This window comes from Serratia sp. TSA_7, from assembly GCF_052692135.1.
This window is the reverse complement of record NZ_JBQZFU010000001.1, coordinates 339,835-362,768: the sequence shown is the minus strand read 5'-3', so window position 1 is coordinate 362,768 and position 22,934 is coordinate 339,835. Positions and strand designations below refer to the sequence as shown.

The 22,934-nt window shown below is 46.1% G+C and carries 14 protein-coding genes and 1 pseudogene; all 15 read left to right on the top strand.

Features of this window, described 5'->3' with window-relative positions:
• Positions 1-18: 18 nt before the first annotated feature.
• The 15 genes and pseudogenes from ACUTQW_RS01785 (at position 19) to ACUTQW_RS01715 (ending at position 22,926) form a co-directional block, all read left to right on the top strand.
• Positions 19-1,713 carry a hypothetical protein gene (locus ACUTQW_RS01785; protein ID WP_064798756.1) on the top strand — a complete coding sequence of 565 codons (1,695 nt, stop codon included), beginning with the start codon at positions 19-21 and terminating at the stop codon, positions 1,711-1,713.
• A gap of 101 nt (positions 1,714-1,814) precedes the next feature.
• A pseudogene (locus ACUTQW_RS01780) lies at positions 1,815-2,993 on the top strand (transposase).
• Between the two features lie 547 nt (positions 2,994-3,540).
• Positions 3,541-6,522: a beta strand repeat-containing protein gene (locus tag ACUTQW_RS01775; protein WP_445654782.1), complete on the top strand. Its 2,982-nt coding sequence runs from the start codon at positions 3,541-3,543 to the stop codon at positions 6,520-6,522.
• Between the two features lie 384 nt (positions 6,523-6,906).
• The gene (locus ACUTQW_RS01770; RefSeq protein ID WP_006324423.1) at positions 6,907-8,673 is read left to right on the top strand and encodes a type I secretion system permease/ATPase; all 1,767 of its coding nucleotides are present in this window, start codon (positions 6,907-6,909) and stop codon (positions 8,671-8,673) included.
• Between the two features lie 56 nt (positions 8,674-8,729).
• Complete coding sequence (locus ACUTQW_RS01765; RefSeq protein ID WP_064798758.1) at positions 8,730-10,061, top strand: HlyD family type I secretion periplasmic adaptor subunit; 1,332 nt, start codon at positions 8,730-8,732, stop codon at positions 10,059-10,061.
• A 2-nt stretch (positions 10,062-10,063) separates the two neighbouring features.
• Complete coding sequence (locus tag ACUTQW_RS01760) at positions 10,064-11,440, top strand: TolC family outer membrane protein (protein WP_064798759.1); 1,377 nt, start codon at positions 10,064-10,066, stop codon at positions 11,438-11,440.
• A gap of 287 nt (positions 11,441-11,727) precedes the next feature.
• Entirely contained in the window at positions 11,728-13,152 is a 1,425-nt protein-coding gene (locus tag ACUTQW_RS01755) for a mannose-1-phosphate guanylyltransferase/mannose-6-phosphate isomerase (RefSeq protein ID WP_064798760.1), read from the top strand.
• A 15-nt stretch (positions 13,153-13,167) separates the two neighbouring features.
• The gene (gene cpsG / locus ACUTQW_RS01750; RefSeq protein WP_202291969.1) at positions 13,168-14,535 is read left to right on the top strand and encodes a phosphomannomutase CpsG; all 1,368 of its coding nucleotides are present in this window, start codon (positions 13,168-13,170) and stop codon (positions 14,533-14,535) included.
• Positions 14,536-14,659: 124 nt separating this feature from the next.
• Positions 14,660-15,682 carry a UDP-glucose 4-epimerase GalE gene (gene galE / locus ACUTQW_RS01745; RefSeq protein WP_006324428.1) on the top strand — a complete coding sequence of 341 codons (1,023 nt, stop codon included), beginning with the start codon at positions 14,660-14,662 and terminating at the stop codon, positions 15,680-15,682.
• 501 nt (positions 15,683-16,183) lie between these two features.
• Positions 16,184-17,071 (top strand): UTP--glucose-1-phosphate uridylyltransferase GalU, encoded by an 888-nt coding sequence (galU, locus tag ACUTQW_RS01740; RefSeq protein WP_063199883.1) that lies wholly within the window; start codon positions 16,184-16,186, stop codon positions 17,069-17,071.
• A gap of 362 nt (positions 17,072-17,433) precedes the next feature.
• Positions 17,434-18,201 (top strand): ABC transporter permease, encoded by a 768-nt coding sequence (locus ACUTQW_RS01735; RefSeq protein ID WP_020438761.1) that lies wholly within the window; start codon positions 17,434-17,436, stop codon positions 18,199-18,201.
• Positions 18,201-18,941, top strand: coding sequence for an ABC transporter ATP-binding protein (locus ACUTQW_RS01730; RefSeq protein ID WP_020438762.1), 741 nt, complete (start codon positions 18,201-18,203; stop codon positions 18,939-18,941). The genes ACUTQW_RS01735 and ACUTQW_RS01730 overlap by 1 nt, the downstream gene beginning before the upstream one ends.
• A gap of 34 nt (positions 18,942-18,975) precedes the next feature.
• Positions 18,976-20,871, top strand: coding sequence for a DUF4422 domain-containing protein (locus ACUTQW_RS01725; protein WP_445654781.1), 1,896 nt, complete (start codon positions 18,976-18,978; stop codon positions 20,869-20,871).
• A 7-nt stretch (positions 20,872-20,878) separates the two neighbouring features.
• The gene (gene glf / locus ACUTQW_RS01720; RefSeq protein ID WP_006324433.1) at positions 20,879-22,033 is read left to right on the top strand and encodes a UDP-galactopyranose mutase; all 1,155 of its coding nucleotides are present in this window, start codon (positions 20,879-20,881) and stop codon (positions 22,031-22,033) included.
• Entirely contained in the window at positions 22,030-22,926 is an 897-nt protein-coding gene (locus ACUTQW_RS01715) for a glycosyltransferase (protein ID WP_020438766.1), read from the top strand. Before glf ends, ACUTQW_RS01715 begins: the two co-directional genes overlap by 4 nt.
• Positions 22,927-22,934 lie beyond the last annotated feature (8 nt).

Below are 22,934 nucleotides of genomic sequence, written 5' to 3'. Positions count from 1 at the left end.
TCATCTGCAGGAGGTTATATGGATCGACGTGCTATTTTAAGGGGGGCTGGTTATTCTTTGGCTGCCGCATTTACGGCAAATACGCTAGCAGCAGATAACCGCAGTAGTAAAGTAGATACTCCTACGAGTGGAGACCTGTCTGATAAAGCACGTTTTATGGATGAAAAACGCTCATTCTCCGGCGCTTTGGTCTCTGATTCAATTATCGTCTCATCTCGTGATGAGTTGCTCGCGGCGCAAGAGTTTATTAAGAAAAATATTAAAAAAAGAACCGAAATCCACCTAGCTAAAGATTTTCAGCCTTGGGTTGCTGAAAAAACTGATATTGACTTGGCTTTTGTTACATTGGTCGGTCATGCCGATGGTACCGTGATCGATGCCTCAGGCATTCCAGATGTTGAAGGCAATTATTTTATACGGTTTTATAATTCTGGTGCTCTTGACCTTGGCCAACTCCCTAATCTGGGAGGTGCGAGAATGATTGGAACCTTAGTTCAAGGGCCTGGTAGAAAGAGCAAGGTGATAGGGCGGTTATTTCATAGCCCTGAAGGATTACTTGGAAATGTTGTGATGGGAGCTGTCACCCTTACTGAGTTTGGTCGTGGGGACGTTTACCAAAGCAATTCATATAATATATGTCACTATGGTGCTCAGATCTTTCGAACGGGCATTCACATCGATATGCCTTCTGGTTTTCCTAATTGTGGCGAAAATATTGCTTACTTTGGTGGTGTTATTGCGACATCAGCAGGAATAGGCGTTCGTAACAGTAACCCAAATGGTGAATTTTATCTCGCAGGTGTTTCTATCGACTATGTTGGACGAATTTTAGAGGCCAATGCTGGCTCAATTGTTATACATGGTGGTCATCACGAGTTTAATAATAAATCAAGCCCAATTAAAATGATACCTTATTTTTGTAGCGAGGATCAATCTGCGAGTATTGTTATTCGAGATGCGACTATCATGGGGTTTGAAAAAGGAAAACTCCCTGTTGATGCAGTGGTTGAATCAGTTAAGGGCGGAGGCGGAGTTTATTTTTATTGCTGCCGACTTTTGAACCTTCTAACTCAACAAGATACTTTCAAAATTGGGGATGGAATTTTCAGTGCGGTTGATTCTCGGTTACTGAATGGCAATGGAAATTTTGCCGTTTCACTACTGCTAAGTCAGTCGGAGAATCAATTAGCGGATGGTGAGTTTTCTTCTGATCAGGGCGGGGATTGGGCAATATTTTTCGATCAAAACGAAAAGGTAGGGAAATTAGCTGCCAATACCGAATCTCCTGCGGCTAAATATAAATTGCAGCAACAGTCCAAAGACAAAACTTTATTATTGACTAAACTTGTAGGTAGTGGTATTCCACTAAGTTTGGTCGCAATGGCACCTGCACGTAGACTGCAGAACTATACTTATAGTTTTAAAATTAAAGGGGATGGTAAGTCGAGCGGGAAAATATTTGTGGCTGCTTATTTTGTAAGTGTTTCATATTTTAATGAAAATGGAAACGCAAACCTGAAACGTAAGCTTCAACATGGCCCTGTGCGTGAGATTGAAATAGGCTCGATTGGCAGCAATTGGCAGCGTGTTGTTCAGTCTCCTTTAAGGTTACAGGCACCAGAATGGGCAACGCATTATATGTTAGTCGTTAATGCTAAGGGTATGTCACCAGGAAGTTTTAGTCTGGCTGATGCTCTAATAACATCTATGTAGAAATATATTTAGAGATTTCTACATAGATGGTGGAGACTGTAATTAAATTGTGTAATTGCCAGTTTTTGATATGTTCATTCCAGTAACGAAGGCTGGAAAATATGGACGAAAAGCAGCTTCAAGCACTGGCTCTTGAACCGGCTTAGGGCCTTAAAACCGAAGCCGATCTCAATCAATTTACCCGCATGCTGACGAAACTTACTGTCGAAACAGCACTGAAAGTTGAACTGATTGAACCATACCGGGCATGAGATCCCCCCCTAAATCCAGCTCTAACACCTGCAATGGATACTCGTCTACAACGTTGCTTTACAATGTGGCGGGATTTAACTGAGTATACCACGTGACCGTGAAATCACCTTTGAACCCCAACTGATAAAGAAAAACCGGATGGGAATTACTCAAATGGGCGACCAAATTTTATCCCTGTACGTCAAACGGATGACAAGACGAGACATCATCACCATGTTCAAGGAAATGCCCGATACCCGCATGTTACCAATACTGATATCTAAAGTCACAGATACAGTAAAAGAGTAAGTTGCTGAATGCCAAAATCGACCTCTTGATTATCTGTATCTTGTAGTTTTTCTTGGCTATTTTTTTGTAAAAGTCTGCCACGGCAGTAGTGTAATTAATAAAGCAGTATTTTTTGCTCTGGGCATTAACACCGAAGGTTGGAAAGGGCTTCTGGGCATGTAGTTTGCAGAAAATGAAGGCGTAAAGTCTGCCTTAGAGTGCAGTGGAGCTTAAAAACTGGGGGTGTTCAGGATATCCTGATTGCCTGATTGCCTGATTGCCTGATTGCCTGATTGCCTGATTGCCTGATTGCCTGATTGCCTGATTGCCTGATTGCCTGATTGCCTGATTGCCTGATTGCCTGATTGCCTGATTGAAAGGGCTATAGAGCTCACCGAGTACCAGGCACCGAAGAAGTTGTACTGATGGCATTGGATGTGTTCGCGGGTCTCTGGGATGATAAGTATCCGTAAATTAGTAAAAGCTGGCGTACACACTGAGAAAACTCAATACGTTCTTCGGCTATCTATCTAATATCCGTAACCCCATCTATAGCAACAATGCGATCGAGTCGCTAAACGCTTTGGTCCAACGCGCGATAAAAAACGTAAAGTGTTCGCGATGGGCGGCTCGGTATGAAAGATTATTTATCTAGCAATCAAGGATGCTTCAAAGACATGGAGTATGCCGATCAAAACTGGCGACTGGTGGTGAGCCGTTTTATTATCGAATTCGGTGACCGTCCGAGCAATCACCTTTAATACGCTGGCAGTTATAGCGAATTATGGGCAATCTCCAGTGAAGACTTTTCAGCTGTTGTTCTTATTCTCACCTCCTTTATCCCCTCTCCTATTTTACTCCTTGCATTTTCCGCTCATCAATAACCATGCTAATTTAATGGTTTTTCTCTTATGACATAACATGATTTGAGTGAGCCATTCTGCTCCGAATTTTTGTTATGCCCATACCCTATTTTTCTTATTGTTGCTCCAATGCTGGCTAACTAGTTCTTAAATTAATATGAAGCTCTTTTCTATGTGCATGTAATACATGTGTTTTTTGTTTAAGTGCCATCGTTTTGTTATTGCTGATTTTTATTTTTTCCGCATTTCTTGACAACTTTCCATTCCTGTCCTTTCTTTAAATAGAAATATTAATATTTTGGGAGGATTCCGATTACGTGAACTGTAGTTTAAAGATGGTTGTTTTTTAAGGTTTTTTAATAATTCATCCACTTTTGCATTTCCGATTAAGGCTTTGTCAAGGTGGACATTTATTACTTTTTAATGTACCTCGAAGGGGGTTGTTATGGCTTCTCTGGCATTTCAAAAAGAGGCAGCTGCTATTCTGTATGCTGTCTTAGGAAAAAGTGCAAGTAGTGCAGTATATGACAGCGTAGGTGCGCAACTCGAATCTGGAACCTTAACCAGTGGTGCATACATTGCGGACTTGATTTCATCTGCAAGTGGTCAGGCGTTGTATAGTGGTCAAACAGATCTTAATATCCTACAAACTATCTATACCAAAGTGTATGGTGTAGCTGCTTCAACGTCAGTTTTACAAGATCTGCTCTCGTCGAGTGGTTCGTTGTCCTTAGCCATTGATAAGAGTATTGAAAATCTTAATAGCTATCATGGTTTTGATTCCGCAAGCCTTAATTCGCAAAGCGCTTTCGATACTCAAATTAACAAGATTTTGTACCCTTCGGCCAGCGTAACTGCATCGGGTCAAGGTGCTTCCGACGTTCAGGCTCTTTATCACATTATTGGTTCAGTGCAATCAGCAGCAGGTATCAATACTTGGGGTACTATTTTAAACGCCGGGACAAAATCTTTAGCGCAGGTTGCTCAACAGTTTGTGAATGAAAGATCTTATCTTTCTACGCTGAGCAGTGCTGATTTTGTCACTCGTCTGTTTAAATTTGGTTTTGAACGAGCCCCTTCCTCCAGTGAACTCTCTACCTATGTGAATGAACTTGGAGCAGGTTCTACTCGTGGTCAGGTGATGGTTGAAATTATTAACTCGTTGAAAGGCACTGTCGCGTCTGGTGATCTGGTCGCACAGCAGCATTTCAATGATGCAACAGTGACTTACGCTCCCGGACAGCTACCTGGGCTGAGTTTCCAGGAACAAGCTGCTGCTTTGTATTTAGCCGTACCTGATCGCGGGATCGATGCTGGTGCATTAGATAACTGGAGTAAGTATTTAGCTCTTAGTACCACCACCTATAAAGGGTTCATTGCTACACTGTTGACGTCTGCTGAATTCCAACGCAAAGGCGCGCAGCTGACAGGTGATGATTTTATTCAACATGTTTATACTGCGGTGCATGGTGTTGCTGCCAATGCAGGTCAATTAGCAGTCTACAGCGCGTTAGGTTCTGATAAATCGGCCATTACTCAGGCGATTATCAACGATTTGCGCACTTCGACGGCGACCGATGCGACTACGGTAACCCAGCAACACGGGTTTGAATTTGATATCGGCACCAGCTTGTTGTACAAAACTGCAGCCTCCCTGAGCACAACAGCGGCTGGTGGCAACGCTACCGGAACGGTTAATACCGGGGCTTCACATCAGATCAGTAATGCAGAAACTGCGGTATTGACCGATGTCCTGCTTGCCGCCAATGCCGCCAGCGTCGTTAACCTGAAGTTCGCCGATCATCTGGCGAATCTCACCATTAACGGCACCAGCGCAGCAACGGTTAACCTGTCAGACAACGGGGTTAACCCGGGTGTTGATATCACCGTGAATAACGGCAACGTAATCCTTAACGCCAGCTCCGGCGCGGATGATGTGCTGGTTACCGCTACGGCGGCTGTCGCTACCGCTACCGGTGATTTTAATCTGGGCGCAGGGAATGACTCGCTGAAATGGTTGGGCAATGCTGCGGTTGGCGGTGCTAATACCGTAGGTGCAGGCGTTTCCGGCAACGGTGGCGCTGGTATTGATACTATCTCCGCCAACTTTATTACCAAAAACGTCGTGATGTCAGGCAACACCCTTACTCGTACTGCGACTATTACCAGCAATTCTTCACAGTTCAGCAATTTCGAGAAGTTGGATCTGGCGGGTTATATCGGCAAGGCAACGGTAAGCAGCGGATCCACTGCGGCAAACCATACCTTTGATTTTGGCGTATTAACCGGTAATGCCATCTCAGAATCAAGCCTGACAGGGACTCTTAGCACCACTATCAATCAGGCTGCTACCTCTAATATCGGTTCACAAGGCTTCGTACTCTCTGGCCTGGCCGAAGCGGTGAAAGTGATTAATGCCGCCGGGGGCAGTTCGGCGCAACTGGAAGTTACGGGTAATGCGACTGCGGCAAGCAGCGTGGAAATTACTTTCCTGCAGAATGCGACCAATCACTTTGATGTTAACTTTACCGCTACAAGTTCTTCGGATGTGAACGCAGGCTCTCTGGCGTTGAACAGCAGCAGTAGCCTGTTGTTCCCAACGGCATTAACCGACGTGAACATCGCTTCCGGTGGTACCGGTAACTTTGACAATATTTTGTCGCTGACCGGGACCAATGCTCAGGTACAAAACATCACCGTTACCGGCGATCACTTGCTTGACCTGACTCTGGGTAGCGGTTACAGCAACGTCCGTGATATCGATGCATCGGCCAACACTGGCGGCCTGAATCTTGATTCAAGCCACGGCGGTACCGGTGACGGTATCATCGTTCAGTTGCTGAACATTCTGCCACTGAGTGCTGTCACTACCGCGCTGCTGGCGCCGGTTCTGACTGCCCTGGGTCTGAATGGCTACCAATTGACGGTGGAAGGCTCTACAGCTGCCGACAACCTGGCGGCGATCGGCAATACCACGTTGACCGGCGGCACTGGTGTAAATACCTTCGAAGCTAAGGCCAGTAATACTCAGGCTGGTATTACCATCACCGACTTTGACAGCACCAAAGACAAAATTGTCGACGTTGCTTCCGCGTTGACCATTTCCGGCGATACCAGCGGCACTGCGGTGGCGGATTACGGCACCCGTGCTTCCGATACTCTGGATGCTCTGCTGGGTACGCTGGTTGGCGGTCTGACCAACGGCGTTATCGGGCTGCTGGGCGGTATCCTCGGCCTGGATAGCAGTAACTCACTGACCGCTAAAGTCGGTGTGGCATCTGTGGTGTTCGGCGGAACAGGCAATAACGCCAGCTCCTATGTGATTATCGATAATAACGATAACCACACTCTGGATACCAACGACAGCGTTGTTTACCTGACTGGTCAAAACCACCAACAACTGATTGATACTCTGCATTACGCATGAGTGTAAACTCTGCAGAGTAATAGTTTCCATTGAAACTGTTAGTTATTAAATAATACGGGGAGGTTAAATCTCCCCGTTTTTTATTTGTGAGCAGTGTCATCATCTCTGACTTATCTCTCTACTGAATAATCCCACTTTATTTATGTTCCCTTTCATCTTGTTGTTTTAACTGATTTTAGCTTGATTAGTTGCGAGAGGTTTTTTTCGTGTTCCACCTTGCCGATATCCACTTTCTCTACCTATAGTTAAAAAAAGTATCTGCAGTCTCGAGCATGTTTGGGGTGAGCCTTCTTTAGGATTTTTTCTATTTTTTCTTTTTAGGAATTTCCTTAGAGGAAATCAATGCGGATTGGACTGACAGTGCACATGATGTAAGGGCAGAAAGTGAATCAATTTATACCGCGCAATGAAATTGCGGATGTTATACGGACACGCAGCAAAATTTTCTGGACCGTTGGCATATTTACCGCATTTATTAATTTGTTAATGCTCGTCCCCTCGATCTATATGCTCCAGGTTTATGACCGGGTGCTTCCATCGCGTAATGAGATCACATTGCTGATGTTAACGCTGATTATGCTGGGTATGTTCGGCATGATGGCGTTATTAGAGTATGTCCGCAGCATGGTGGTTATCCGTATTGGCAGCCAGTTGGATATGCGCTTGAATACCCGTATTTATACTGCGGCGTATGAGGCAAATCTTAAAAATGGCTCTTCGGATGCAGGACAGATGCTGGGTGATTTAACTACCGTTCGCCAATTCCTTACCGGTAGCGCTTTATTCGCTTTCTTCGATGCGCCCTGGTTCCCGATCTATCTGCTGGTGATTTTCCTGTTCAACCCTTGGCTTGGCTTGTTTGCGCTGGTGGGATCGCTGTTGTTGATCGCTCTGGCGGTTGTCAACGAAATGGTTTCCAAGAAGCCTTTGGGCGAAGCGAGCAAGCTGTCAATCATGTCCAGCAGCCTGGCGAGCACCAACTTGCGTAATGCCGAGGTGATCGAGGCATTGGGCATGTTGCCTAATCTTAAACAACGTTGGTTTACATTGCACCAACGCTTCCTCAATAGCCAACGTGTGGCCAGCGAACGCGCCACCACCGTTACTTCAATCACCAAGTTTGTTCGTCTCTCGCTGCAATCATTGGTGCTGGGGCTGGGCGGCTGGCTGGCGATTGATGGCCACATTACCCCCGGAATGATGATTGCCGGTTCGATTCTCATGGGGCGCACGCTGGCACCTATCGAACAGGTGATCAACGTCTGGAAAAGCTGGAGTTCAGCCAAGCTCTCCTATCAACGCCTGGTAAAATTGCTTGATAAGCACCCGCCGCGCGGGTTGGGCATGTCGTTGCCTCGACCTGTAGGTGTCATCTCGGTAGAAGGCGTAACCGCCACGCCACCGGGTTCCAAAGCCGACGCGGTATTGCATAACGTCAGCTTTGCCATTCAACCGGGAGACGTGCTGGGGATTATTGGGCCAAGCGCTTCCGGTAAATCCACGTTGGCGCGCTTGCTGGTCGGTATTTGGCCGGTAAGCGAAGGCATTGTACGGCTTGATAACGCCGATATTTATCAATGGAACAAAGACGAGTTGGGACCCTATATCGGTTACCTGCCGCAGGACATTGAATTGTTCGCCGGCACCATTGCAGAGAATATCGCGCGTTTTAACGCTATCGATTCAGAGAAAGTGATTGAGGCCGCCAAACTGGCTGGTGTGCATGAACTGATTCTGCGTTTCCCTAATGGTTATGATTCGGTCATAGGCAACGGTGGTGCAGGGCTCTCTGGTGGGCAGAAGCAGCGTATTGGGCTAGCGCGTGCGTTGTATGGCGATCCTTCCCTGATCGTGTTGGATGAACCTAACTCCAACCTGGATGATGCCGGTGAAAAGGCGCTGAATCAGGCGATTCTGTTCCTTAAACAACGCAATAAAACGGTGATTCTGATTACCCATCGAACCAATCTGCTGTCGATGACCAGCAAATTGTTGTTGCTGGTGAACGGCACCGTCAATGCATTTGGCCCAACTCAGCAGGTGTTGCAGGCGCTGGCGAATGCTCAGAAAGCGCAGACTCCACAGCAGGCGGTTCGCGCAGTCAATTCCGAGCCGGACGAAGGCAATATCCCAAAAACTCAAATTAATTAAGCTGTGAACTTGCCGGGCGGCGCTGAAATGCGTCGTCTGCAGTCAAAGGAGTTGGTATGTCTACGCACATTGGTGAGCCGCAAGACTCGTATTCAGAGCAGATCCCCCAGGATGAGCGGCGTTTCACCCGCATGGGATGGTTAGTGGTTGGGTTTGGACTGTTTGGTTTTTTTGCCTGGGCAGCATTTGCGCCTTTGGACAAAGGGGTTGCGACGCCGGGGTCCGTTACCGTCTCCGGCAACCGTAAAACGGTGCAGGCGCCAGCCAGTGGCATTATCACAAATATCGCCGTTAAAGAAGGTGACAAGGTTAAAGCCGGTGAGGTGCTGGTGCAATTGAGCCAGGTGCAAGCACTGGCTCAGGTCGCTTCGCTGCGGGACCAGTACTACACCACGCTGGCTTCGGAAGGGCGGTTGCTCGCCGAGCGAGATGGGTTAACCAAAGTCACTTTCTCCCCCGTTTTTGAGCAAATCCAAGATCAGCCACGTGTGGCCGAAATTATTGCATTGCAAACACAGTTGTTTTCTTCCCGGCGCCTGGGGCTGCAAAGCGAAATCGACGGCTATAAGCAGTCAATGGATGGCATGCGTTTCCAATTGAAAGGCCTGCAGGACTCACGGGTTAACAAACAGATTCAGCTTTCGAGTCTGCGCGAGCAGATGAACAGCATGAAACAGCTGGCTGCGGACGGCTATTTGCCGCGTAACCGCTATCTGGAAGTTCAGCGCCAGTTTGCCGAGGTGAACAGCAGCATCGATGAAACCGTTGGGCGAATTGGCCAACTGCAAAAGCAGTTGCAGGAGTCTCAGCAGCGGATCGACCAACGTTTTGCCGATTATCAGCGTGAGGTCCGAACCCAGTTGGCGCAGACCCAAATGGATGCCAGCGAATTCAGAAATAAACTTGAAATGGCGAATTTTGAGCTCGGCAACACGGCCATCACTTCGTCGGTGGATGGCACCGTGGTCGGATTAAGTATCTTTACTCAGGGGGGCGTCGTGGGAGCGGGTGACCACCTGATGGACGTTGTACCCAGTCAGGCTACGCTGGTGGTGGACTCTCGCCTCAAGGTGGAACTGGTCGATAAAGTGTACAACGGGTTGCCGGTGGATTTGATGTTTACCGCCTTCAACCAAAACAAGACCCCGAAAATTCCGGGAACGGTGACGTTGGTTTCCGCCGATCGGCTGGTGGACAAGGCCAACGGTGAACCCTACTACCAGATGCAGGTTACGGTAACGCCAGAAGGCATGAAGATGCTGAGTGGGGAAGACATCAAACCGGGTATGCCTGTTGAGGTGTTCGTGAAGACGGGGTCGCGTTCGCTGTTGAGCTATCTGTTTAAACCCATTTTGGATCGCGCTCATACTTCTTTAACCGAGGAATAATTTTGATTCAATTTAAACGACAGGTTGCTGGCCTTGCTATCAGTACCCTCTTGTTTGCGATATCTGCGCCGGTTCATTCGATAGGGATTCTAGACGCATATTCGCTGGCACTTGAAAAAGATCCGACCTTCCGGGCGGCAATAAAAGAGAAAGAGGCAGGAGACGAAAACGAAAATATCGGCAGGGCGGGGCTGTTGCCGAAGGTATCGGGCAATTACCAGAATTCGCCGAGAAACTGGCAGACGCAAAAATTTCCATCGAGTGACATTTTTGGCAATGTCAGCGAAGTCACCCAGCGCAGGCAGTATCGCAGCTATTCCAGCTCGATTACGCTGACGCAACCGTTATTCGATTACGAGGCTTATGCGCGTTATAAAGCCGGCGTGGCGCAAACGCTGATGTCGGATGAGCGCTATCGCAGCAAGTTTCTGGATTTGGCGGTGCGGGTGATTTCCGCTTACGTGGAGGTGGCTTACTCGAAAGACCAGATCGCGTTGGCCTCCGCGCAGAAAGCGGCTTATAAAGAGCAGTTGGCGCTGAACGATCGTTTAATGGGGGCCGGTGAAGGCACCATTACCGACGTTTCTGAGACCCAGGCCCGTTATAGCCTGGCCGAGGCACAGGAGATTGAAGCGCGTGATGCGTTGGATGCCGCTCAGCGCGAGCTGGAGGTGATTATTGGTGTCCCGCTCAACCAACTGGATGAGTTGCAAACGTTGCGCCCAGGCAAATTCCAGGTGGCGCCGCTCATCCCTTCCAGGTTTGAGGAATGGCAAAAGATCGCTCTGGAAAATAACCCGACGTTGGCGGCGTCACGTCACGGTGTTGATGCTGCTAAATATGAAGTGGAGAGAAATCGCGCAGGTTTTATGCCTCAGGTGCAGCTTTACGCCTCACATTCGGAAAATGACTCCAGCAGCGATAACACGGTTAATCAAAAGTATCGCACCGACAGCATTGGCGTACAGGTCAGCGTACCCATCTATGCCGGTGGCGGCGTTTCGGCGTCAACCCGCCAGGCTGCCGCACGCTATGGGCAGGCAATGTATGAAATGGATGCTCAGACGGGCACCACGCTGAATGATTTACGCAAGCAGTTCAATCTGTGCATCAGCAGCCGTGCCAAGCTGGCTGCCTACGAGTTGGCGGTCAAGTCGGCGACCACTCAGGTCACGGCTACCCGGCAAAGCGTGCTGGCGGGGCAACGCGTCAACGTAGATGTGCTTAACGCTGAGCAACAGTTATACAGCGCGCAAAAGGACTTGGCGTCGGCGAAATATACCTATATCAAGGCTTGGATCACCCTGCTAAGTGATTCAGGTACCCTGGATGAGCATGATGTAAAGCGTGTGGCTCAGTACTTTGCTCTAAGCCGTTGAGACAGAGTTTAACTTTGGTTATGAGTATTAGTCTGAAAGAGCAGCCTTGAGCTGCTCTTTTTTGTCACAATACGTTATGTTAGCTGCAAGTGGTGCTCCTGCCCTTACCCGAAAGTAATTCATCTTTCTCGTATGTTGTTTCATAGGCGGTGATTGGCTTTGGAGTGACTGTTTTTTAACATGTATACCACTGTTTATGTGTAATTGTATGACTTTAGAATGGTGGGTAGGTAGGTTTTAAGCCGCATTCTTGTTTATAAGCCAGACGATTGAGTAAAGGATTAATAATGTCAAAAATAATTCCTGTGGTTATGGCTGGCGGTACTGGCAGCCGGCTGTGGCCGCTGTCGCGCGAATCGTTTCCTAAGCAGTTTTTATCCATTGATGACAGTGGATTTAGCCTGTTGCAGCAGACTTTGCAACGTTTAGCCGGGCTCGATGGTGTGGAAGTCGCCGCCCCATTGGTTATTTGCAATGAGGGGCATCGTTTTTTAGTCGCTGAACAACTGCGTGAAATCGATCAACTTGCGACCAATATCATTTTAGAGCCTGTTGGGCGTAACACTGCGCCAGCTGTTGCGTTGGCAGCGCATTTGGCTGCCGAAGAAGACGAAGACAGCATATTATTGGTGTTGGCTGCCGACCATTTGATTAAAAAGGTTGAAAATTTTCATGCGGCAATAAAAACGGCAATTATGCATGCCACCGAAGATAATTTGGTGACTTTCGGTATTATTCCTGGGCATCCGGAAACCGGCTACGGTTATATCAAACGTGGTACTGCGCTCTCCAATCAATGCTTCAAAGTTGATGCTTTTGTGGAGAAACCTTGCCTGGAAATGGCGATTGAGTATCTTGCCAGTGGCGAGTATAGCTGGAACAGCGGTATGTTTATGTTTAAAACGGCCAAGTTCCTGCAAGAGCTGCAGCAGTTCAGCCCAGAAATTTTCAGCACTACGCAACAGTCTGTGGCTGCCAGTCAGCGTGATATGAATTTTATCCGTGTTGATCAGGAAATATTTAAGCACTGCCCAAGTGACTCCATAGACTATGCGGTCATGGAGAAAACGCAGGATGCGGTAGTCATTCCTATTGATGCCGGTTGGAGCGACGTTGGCTCTTGGTCGTCCTTATGGGAGGTTTCCGAAAAAGATGGCTTAGGGAATGTCAACGTTGGTGAGGTTATCTCTATCGACTCCAACAATAACTACATCTCTTCGGACTCTGCTCTGGTGGCGACCATTGGTTTGGACGATCTTATCGTGATCAATACCAATGATGCGTTGTTGATCTCGACTAAAGACCGTGTTCAGGATGTCAAAAAGGTGGTTGATGAGTTGAAGAAACGTAATCTTCATCACTTCCGCCAACACTCCTCTTCTTATCGTCCATGGGGCAAGATCTGCGATATCGACAGCGGCGAACATTTCCAGGTCAAAAAAATCATTGTCCGTCCTGGCGAAGGATTGTCAGTACAGCGCCATCTTCACCGCGCAGAACACTGGGTGGTCGTCAGTGGTACGGCAAAAGTGAATGTTGAAGACAAAGAATTCTTCTTATCGGAAAATCAATCCACCTTCATCCCGGCCGGCAGCGTTCACACGCTGGAGAATCCTGGAAAAATCGATCTTGAAATCATTGAAGTTCGATCAGGGTTTTACCTTGAAGAAGATGACATTGAGCGTTTACACGATCGGTATGGCAGAGTTTAATTAAAGGGTTTGGCGATGGAAAAGTTAACGTGTTTTAAAGCTTACGATGTGCGCGGTAAATTAGGTGAAGAGCTGAATGATGATATCGCCTACCGCATAGGGCGCGCTTATGGCGAGTTTTTGAAACCGAAGACCATTGTTTTGGGCTGTGATGTGCGGTTGACCAGCGAAAGTTTGAAGCTGTCTCTGGCAAAAGGTTTACAGGATGCTGGCACCGACGTTATCGACATCGGTATGACCGGGACTGAAGAGGTTTATTTTGCCACTTCTCATTTGAAAGCTGACGGCGGCGTGGAAGTGACAGCCAGTCATAATCCCATCGACTATAACGGAATGAAGTTGGTTCGTGAAGGTTCACGCCCGATTAGCGGAGATACTGGATTACGGGCAATCCAGGAACTGGCGGAAACCAATCAGTTCCCTGCACCGGTCGCTACGCGTGGTAGCTATGTGCGTCAGGACGTGTTGAGTGATTACGTTCAGCATGTGCTGTCTTATGTGAATACCGAAAACTTCAAACCGTTGAAACTGGTTATCAACTCAGGCAATGGTGCGGCCGGGCATGCAATCGATGCGATCGAAGCCTCTCTTAAGGCCCTGAACGTCCCGTTGGAGTTTATTAAGGTCCATCATCAGCCGGACGGCACATTCCCGAATGGTATTCCTAACCCGTTATTGCCCGAGTGTCGCGCAGATACTGCCAATGCTGTGCGTGAACAGGGTGCGGATATGGGGATCGCGTTTGATGGCGACTTCGACCGTTGCTTCCTGTTTGATGAAAAAGGTGATTTCATTGAGGGTTACTATATTGTTGGCCTGCTGGCGGAAGCTTTCCTGCAAAAACAACCAGGGGCAAAAATCATTCATGATCCACGCCTGAGCTGGAACACTATCGATGTTGTGAACAAAGCTGGCGGCGTGCCGGTGATGTCAAAAACGGGTCATGCCTTCATTAAAGAGCGTATGCGCTCAGAAGATGCCATTTATGGTGGTGAAATGAGCGCCCACCACTATTTCCGCGATTTTGCTTATTGCGATAGCGGCATGATTCCGTGGCTGCTGGTGGCTGAATTGGTCTGTGTTAAGGGCCAGACGCTGGGGCAACTGGTGCAGGACCGGATTGCAGCTTATCCGTCCTCAGGAGAAATCAATATCAAACTGTCGCAGCCAGCAGCTTCAATTGAAAGCGTGAAGCAACACTATCTGGCCCAGGCCGGTGAGGTAGATTACACCGATGGGATCAGCATGGAATTTGCAGATTGGCGCTTTAACTTGCGTTCATCCAATACCGAACCGGTAGTGCGTCTCAACGTTGAGTCACGTGCGAATGTAGCGTTGATGCAAGAAAAAACAAACGAAATTCTGGCGATGCTGTCTCGCTAATGTCATTACCACGATGTTGCATCAGAACAGGGCTGCTATTGCAGCCCTGTTTGTTTGAATGAACGTCATGGGCGATAATCAAAATTTATATCTTTAGCGCCATAGGCGCGTATAAGGAGTTGTTATGGCGATTTTAGTCACTGGCGGTGCCGGTTATATTGGTTCTCATACCGTGCTGGCCTTGTTGGGGCGTGGCGAAGATGTTGTTGTGCTGGATAATCTGTCGAATTCATCAGAGGAGTCGTTGCACCGCGTCGAACAGTTGGCTGGTAAAGCGGCAACGTTCTACCAAGGCGATATTCAGGATGGTGAATGTTTGCGCAACATCTTCGACGAGAATAAGATTTCAGCCGTGATCCACTTTGCCGGCCTGAAAGCAGTCGGTGAGTCAACTCGCAAACCACTTGAATATTATCAAAATAATGTTTCTGGTACTCTGGTATTACTGGAAGAAATGCGTCGCGCAGGGGTGAGCAAGTTCATCTTCAGCTCTTCCGCAACGGTCTATGGTGCCAATTCCCCTGTTCCTTATGTTGAAACCACGCCGATCGGCGGTACCACCAGCCCTTACGGCACATCGAAACTGATGGTGGAGCAAATTCTACAGGACTTCGCCAAGGCCGAGCCTCAATTCTCCATTATTGCCCTGCGATACTTCAACCCAGTCGGGGCCCATGAGTCGGGGATGATTGGTGAAGATCCAAACGGTATCCCAAATAACCTGTTGCCTTACATTTCTCAAGTTGCCATTGGTAAACTTGAGAAACTGGGTGTATTCGGTGGCGATTATCCGACTGAAGATGGTACCGGTGTGCGCGATTATATTCATGTTATGGATTTGGCCGAGGGCCACCTGATGGCGATGGACCACTTGGATAAGATCGATGGGTTCAAAGCCTATAACTTGGGAGCTGGAGTTGGTTACTCTGTTTTAGCTATGGTCCAGGCTTTTGAAAAGGCTTCAGGAGTGAACATTCCTTACCAGATTTTGCCGCGCCGTGATGGCGATCTGCCAGCATTTTGGGCTGATGCCAATCTGGCGCGCCAGGAGTTGGGTTGGGAAGTACGTCGCGGGATTGATGATATGATGCGTGATACGTGGAATTGGCAAAAGAACAACCCGCAAGGGTACGGCAATAAACTCTAAGGCTGCGCTAACGTACAAAAAATCTTCAAAAGCCCCTATTTTGTGGGCTTTTTTTTATTAATAGTACGTTGATATTTATAGCCTATGGGCTGAATGGGTTGATCAATAATCATTCTCAATAAATGGAGTTATTTATAACGTAAGTTACTATATTTTTGCTATTTATTGTGATTGATATTTGTTCAAAAGCCGATGCTTTCTATATCTATATACTTGACTCAATGTTAGCGCCAAAATAGGCGCGTATTTAGTTTTTTTCATTTTTTTCATTATCTTACTTTGATTTTTTAGTTGTGTTCAGGCTAACTGATAGGCAACTAGGTGGTCGTCTATGTGGTGTTAATGTATTAACCCTCAACATAGGTGTATACTTCAGCCCGAAGAAAATTGACATCATTTTGGCAATACACCCAAAATTGGCGGACGGAACGATGGGCCACAGTGGTAAACATTTGGTGTGTTGTGTTAATGAAACTAAAGTAGTTGGGAGTCTCCACAGAAATGCTTAAAGCTGTTATTCCAGTTGCAGGTCTTGGCACCCGCATGTTGCCGGCAACAAAGGCTATTCCTAAAGAAATGTTGCCAGTCGTTGACAAACCCCTCATCCAATACATCGTGAATGAATGTGTCGCTGCCGGCATTAAAGAAATTATTCTGGTAACTCATTCATCTAAAAATGCCATCGAGAATCATTTCGATACTTCCTTTGAACTGGAAAGCATGCTGGAGTCGCGTGTCAAGCGGCAACTGCTGGAGGAAGTTCAATCGATTTGCCCTAAAGGCGTCACGCTGATGCATGTCCGTCAGGGGCAATCCAAAGGTTTGGGTCATGCGATTTTGTGCGCTCGGCCTTTAATTGGCGATGAACCCTTTGCTGTGCTGCTGCCTGATGTTTTAATGGACGATGTTGCCAGCGACCTGAAAAGAGATAACCTGGCCAGTATGATAGCCCGTTTTGAACAGCAGGGTCGCAGTCAGGTGATGGTTGAGCCGGTGCCAGAAAAGGATGTTTCCAAGTACGGGGTGGTGGATTGCCGAGGTGCTGTGGTCGCGCCGGGTGAAAGTGTGCCAATGCACGCGATTGTAGAAAAACCAGCGCTTGATGAAGCACCGTCCAACCTGGCAGTGGTAGGGCGCTATGTTTTAGCTGCAGACATTTGGCCGTTGCTTGAAAAAACGCCTTACGGGGCTGGCGGTGAGATTCAACTTACCGATGCTATCGCTATGCTGATGGAGCAAAAGCCGGTTGATGCTTTTGCTTTGGTGGGGCGTTCTCATGACTGTGGCGATAAATTGGGTTATATGAAAGCGTTCGTAGAGTACGGCGTTCGTCATCCTGTTCAGGGAACTGCATTCGCCGAGTGGCTGAAGGGGATGCTGCAGGACTAAGCCTTACAAGTGATTTGATGACGGTGAATCCAGCCTATTCCTAGAGCAATAGGGTGCGGTTGGATGTACCTTAGCGAGCACCCAGACCCGCAATAGAGAGGCTGTTGGGGCCACGATAGCGAAAGCGAGTAGGGGCGTGAGCAGTTTGCTGTTTTAATAAAAATCAGTGAGTTATCTCAAGTGTACTCTGGTTGCAGCAACGCCAGGGGCGGTAGCGTGGTTGAAAATATCGTTTAAAATTGAGCAGTACTTGATTCCTTCGAGCCAGTCGTAGGTAAGTGTTTCTCATCAAGATCTGCACCGGTTGAAATGCTATTACGTTTCAGATGTTAGGGAATTTTAATCTTAAATCGAGTTTTTATATGAAGTATAGTCTAGGTTACCTCTGGGATTTGGCCGCGGTCATTACAGAGAAAGAATTAAAAGTAAGATATAAAAGTAGTTTCTTTGGCTATTTATGGTCAATCGCTAACCCATTGCTGTTTGCCATGATCTACTATTTTATATTTAAGTTAGTCATGCGGGTTCAAATCCCTAACTATACTATTTTTATTATTACCGGTCTTTTCCCTTGGCAATGGTTCGCCAGCTCAACGTCAAACTCGTTACACTCTTTTCTAGCGAATGCTCAAATTATTAAAAAAACCGTTTTTCCACGTTCGGTGATTCCATTCAGTAATGTGTTAATGGAGTGTTTGCATTTTTTATGCACGATCCCAGTTATTATCGTATTTCTTTATGTCTATGACATGCGACCATCTATTGATTGGATTTGGGGTGTTCCATTAATAGGCTTGGCACAAATGATGATGACTTTCGGTATTGCCATGATGTTATCAACATTGAATCTTTTTTTCCGCGATTTGGAGCGATTTGTCACGTTGGGTATTATGCTGATGTTTTATTGCACCCCAATTCTCTATTCCGGAGATATGATTCCAAAAGAATACAAATTCCTGATTGATTATAACCCCCTAGCCAATATGATATTGAGCTGGCGTGATCTGTTCATGAATGGTGTCATAGATTATCAACAGGTTGGCATGCTATACGGATATGCACTGTTGTTTATTATCATTGGCGTTAGTATATTCAATAAGCTGAAGTACAGGTTTGCAGAGATTCTATAATGAGCATAGCTATCGAATTTAAAAATGTGACTAAGCGCTATCCATTATATCATCATATTGGATCTGGCATTAAAGAGTTGATTTTTAATCCGCGCCGCGCGTTCAACCTGCTACGGGGACGTAGCTATTTGGCTATTGGCGACATTAGTTTTCAGGTTCAAAAGGGCGAATCAGTTGCGCTGATAGGCCGAAACGGTGCAGGAAAAAGTACTTCTTTAGGGCTTGTAGCCGGTGTGATGCGGCCTACCTCGGGTACGGTTAGCGTACAGGGGCGCGTGGCTTCCATGTTAGAATTGGGCGGCGGTTTCCATCCTGAATTGACCGGCCGTGAAAATATCCGCCTCAATGCAACTTTATTAGGGCTGCGCCGTAAGGAGTTGAAGGAAAGACTCGATAAGATTATTGAGTTCTCCGAATTGGGGGATTTCATTGATGAACCTATTCGTGTTTATTCCAGCGGTATGTTGGCAAAGTTAGGTTTTTCTGTGATCACCCAAGTTGATCCTGATATTCTCATTATCGATGAGGTTTTGGCTGTGGGGGATATTTCATTCCAACGCAAATGCTTAAATACTATCAGTGAGTTTAAGGCAAAAGGTGTCACTATTCTTTTTGTAAGTCATAATCTTGCCGATGTTGAGAAAATTTGTGACAAGGTCATTTGGATAGAGAACCATAAAATGAGAGAAATTGGAGATGCTAAAACAGTTATCTCTCATTATAAAGAGGCAATGGCTTGATGTTTATGAACAAGGTAATCTTTAGGTAATACAAATGAGTAATATTAAAATTTACACTTGTCACCATAAGCCAAGTGCTTTTCTTGAATCTACATTAATCCAACCAATTCATGTGGGAAAGGCAAATAGTTTAAATGAGATTGGTTGCCCAGGTGATGATACTGGCGATAATATTTCATTCAAAAATCCGTTCTACTGTGAATTGACTGCCCATTATTGGGTGTGGAAAAATGCCGCTCCAGCTGATTATATCGGCTTTATGCATTATCGTCGTCATTTCAATTTTTCTGAAGATCAACATGCCCCGGAGGATAATTGGGGTGTGGTCAATTATGAGAAAATCGACGAACAGTACCAACACCAATACGGATTAAACGACCCCGACATTATCAAATGTTTAGCAGACGTTGATGTTATTTTGCCAAAAAAGTGGGATGTTAACGCTGCGGGTAGTAAAAATAACTACCAGCATTATAAGATATCCAATTATCTTCATATTGAAGACTATGATGCTGCATTGGAAGTTCTGGATGCGCTTTATCCAGAGTATAAGAGCGCGGCAGATAAATTTAATAACGCATCAGACGGTTATTACACAAATATGTTTGTCATGAGGAAAGACATATTTGATGACTATTCAAAATGGTTGTTCGCCATTCTTGATAAGTTAGAAGAAAAAATCCGGTTTAAAAATTACAATAATCAAGAAAAACGGGTTGTAGGTCATATTTCAGAAAGATTGCTAAATATTTATATCAATTATAAAATTGATAAGCATGAATTAAAAATCAAAGAGTTACAGCGTACATTCATTCAGCAGGAAACTTTTAATGCAAAGTTAAAACCTGCATTTCCAGTCAAAAATGTGCCGGTAGTAATCTGTTTTGATGATAATTATGCGATTAGCGGTGGGGCGCTGATTCACTCCATTATTGCCAATGCCAATCCGGAACTGAATTACGATCTGGTGGTGTTGGAAAATGGTGTTGCTTTAGCCAATAAAGAACGCTTTTTTACATTAGTTTCCAAACATGAAAATATTAATCTGCGTTTCTTTGATGTTAATGCTTTCAGCGAAATAAAAAGCGTATTTACGCGGGCGCACTTTAGTGCTGCAACCTATGCCCGTTTATTTATTCCGAAACTTTTTTCTGATTTTGAAAAAGTTATCTTTATCGATTCCGATACCGTCGTGGAAAGCGATCTGGCGGAGTTGATGACGGTGCCGTTGGAAGATAATCTGGTTGCTGCAGTAAAAGATATTGTAATGGAAGGTTTCGTCATGTTTGGTGCCATGTCGCAATCCAGCGATGGTGTGATGCCCGCGGAACAATATTTGTCAACCTCACTGGGTATGGCTAATCCGGATGGTTATTTCCAGGCCGGAATTTTAGTATTCAATATCGTTCAGATGAATAGAGAAAATACTTTTTCCAGCCTGATGGATGCCTTGAAAAGCAAGACCTATTGGTTCCTGGATCAGGATATTATGAATCAGGTATTCCATGGGCGCGTACATTATCTGCCATTAGAATGGAACGTATACCATGGCAACGGTAATACTGATGATTTCTTCCCGAACTTACGTTTTGCCACGTATATGAGTTTCCTCAAGGCACGTAAAAACCCTAAAATGATTCACTTTGCCGGGGAAAATAAACCCTGGAACAATAGGCATGTTGATTTCTTTGATAATTATCACAAGAATGTCGTAAATACGCCCTGGGCATTTGAGAGCTATGAACGATTAGTGACTTCAGTGGCGCTCTCGGGTAGCACGCAGAAAGATCATCATGTACCCGTACTAAATCTGACAAAGGTCAAAAGGTTACTAATGCCTGCCTTGAACAAGTTGGCACCAAAAGGAACTGTACGCCGCAACACATTGACGAAGTACTATTATAAAGTTAGACGCGTAATACTTGGGTAACATACTGATGAATAGCAAAAATGTTTTAATCGTTGGCGCTGGTTTCTCTGGCGCGGTTATCGGTCGTCAATTGGCTGAGCAAGGGCATAAAGTCCAAATCATCGATAGTCGCGAGCATATTGCAGGTAATTGCTATGATGCCCGTGATGAAAAAACTGATGTGATGGTACATACCTACGGCCCACATATTTTCCATACTGACAATGAGCAAGTGTGGAATTTTGTGAACCAATACGCCACCATGATGCCCTATGTAAATCGTGTAAAGGCTACAGTGAATGGTCAGGTTTTCTCTCTGCCTATTAATTTGCATACCATTAACCAGTTCTTTAAAAAGACCTGTTCGCCTACAGAGGCGAAAGCATTAATTGCTGAAAAAGGCGACAGTAGCATAACGGACCCTCAGTCCTTTGAAGAGCAAGCATTGCGTTTTGTCGGTAAAGAACTGTATGAGGCCTTCTTCAAAGGTTACACCATCAAACAGTGGGGAATGTCACCCGCCCAATTGCCGGCTTCAATCCTGAAACGTTTACCGATTCGCTTTAATTATGATGATAATTACTTCAATCATAAATTCCAGGGCATGCCGAAAGACGGATATACCAGCATGATTGCGGGTATTCTTAATCATCCTAATATCTCAGTGTCTCTGGGGATCGCATACCAGACGGAAACACGTGCGCAATATGATCACGTGTTCTACAGTGGGCCATTGGATGCTTTCTACGACTTCCAGTTCGGTCGTCTGGGCTATCGGACCCTCGATTTTGAGCGTTTTACCGTGGAAGGGGACTACCAGGGGTGTGCCGTAATGAACTATTGCGAGCAAGAAGTGCCTTATACTCGTATTACAGAGCATAAATACTTCTCACCATGGGAACAACATGACGGTTCAGTATGCTACAAAGAGTTCAGTCGGGCCTGTGAGGCGGATGATATCCCTTATTATCCTATCCGTCAGGTCGGTGAGATGAGCCTGTTGGCGAAGTATGTTGATTTGGCTGAGCAAGAAAAAAACATCACTTTTATCGGTCGTTTGGGGACTTATCGCTACCTGGATATGGATGTGACTATTGCCGAGGCTTTGAAAACGGCTGAGACCTATCTGGAAAGTCTTGAAACAGCACACTCAATGCCAGTGTTTACGGTCAGCGTCAGATGAATGCAACGGCGTTAATTGTTACTTTCAACCGATTGGAAAAACTAAAGCTCTGCTGGGCAGCGACGGTAGCGTTGCCCTTTCAGCACATTGTCATCGTTGATAACGCCTCTACCGACAATACTTTTGAATGGTTGAATGCAATTGATGATACGCGCCTTCATGTGATACGTGCCAAAAGCAACGGCGGAGGGGCTGGCGGTTTTAAACTGGGAAGCGAGTTTATTGCAGAGAACATAAACACCGACTGGGTGTTTATGTTTGATGATGATGCTTACCCAACGGCGGGGCTGATCGAGAAATTTTCTGCCGTGGTTCAATCAGGCTACGATGCTTATTGTTGCCGCGTGGTAGATATGCAGGGGGCGTTGTGTAAAATGAACGTACCCTATAGAACCATGCCTACCTCGATGGTGCAGACCTTAGAGTATATTCTCAGGCCCAAAAGTTACCTCCCTGATGAGCAACATGCGTCTGAGGTGGCGACACTTTCGTTTGTTGGCGCAATAATTCGCAAAGACGTTTTAAGCGCTAATCGCGAATCAATTTGGCCTGAGCTTTTTATTTATTATGATGATCTTTACTTCTCTTACAGGTTAAGTCAACGAGGGTATCGTATCCGATACTCACCCGAGCTGACGTTCTTACACGATGTACCGACTGCGAGTGTGGGAGTCAACCCACCCTGGAAGGTCTACTATCTGGTAAGAAATCTGCTCCTTTCAAGGGCATTGTTCAGAAAAAATGAAAGACCATACTCAGTAGGTGCTATCGCACTGCGTATTACAAAATATTTACTTTCTTTTACATCCCAAGAGCGGAAAGCGGAATATATTAGATACGTAGTTCGCGGTATTGTTGACGGTATATCAGGTAAAAATGGTAAACAACATTAGCCGGTAAG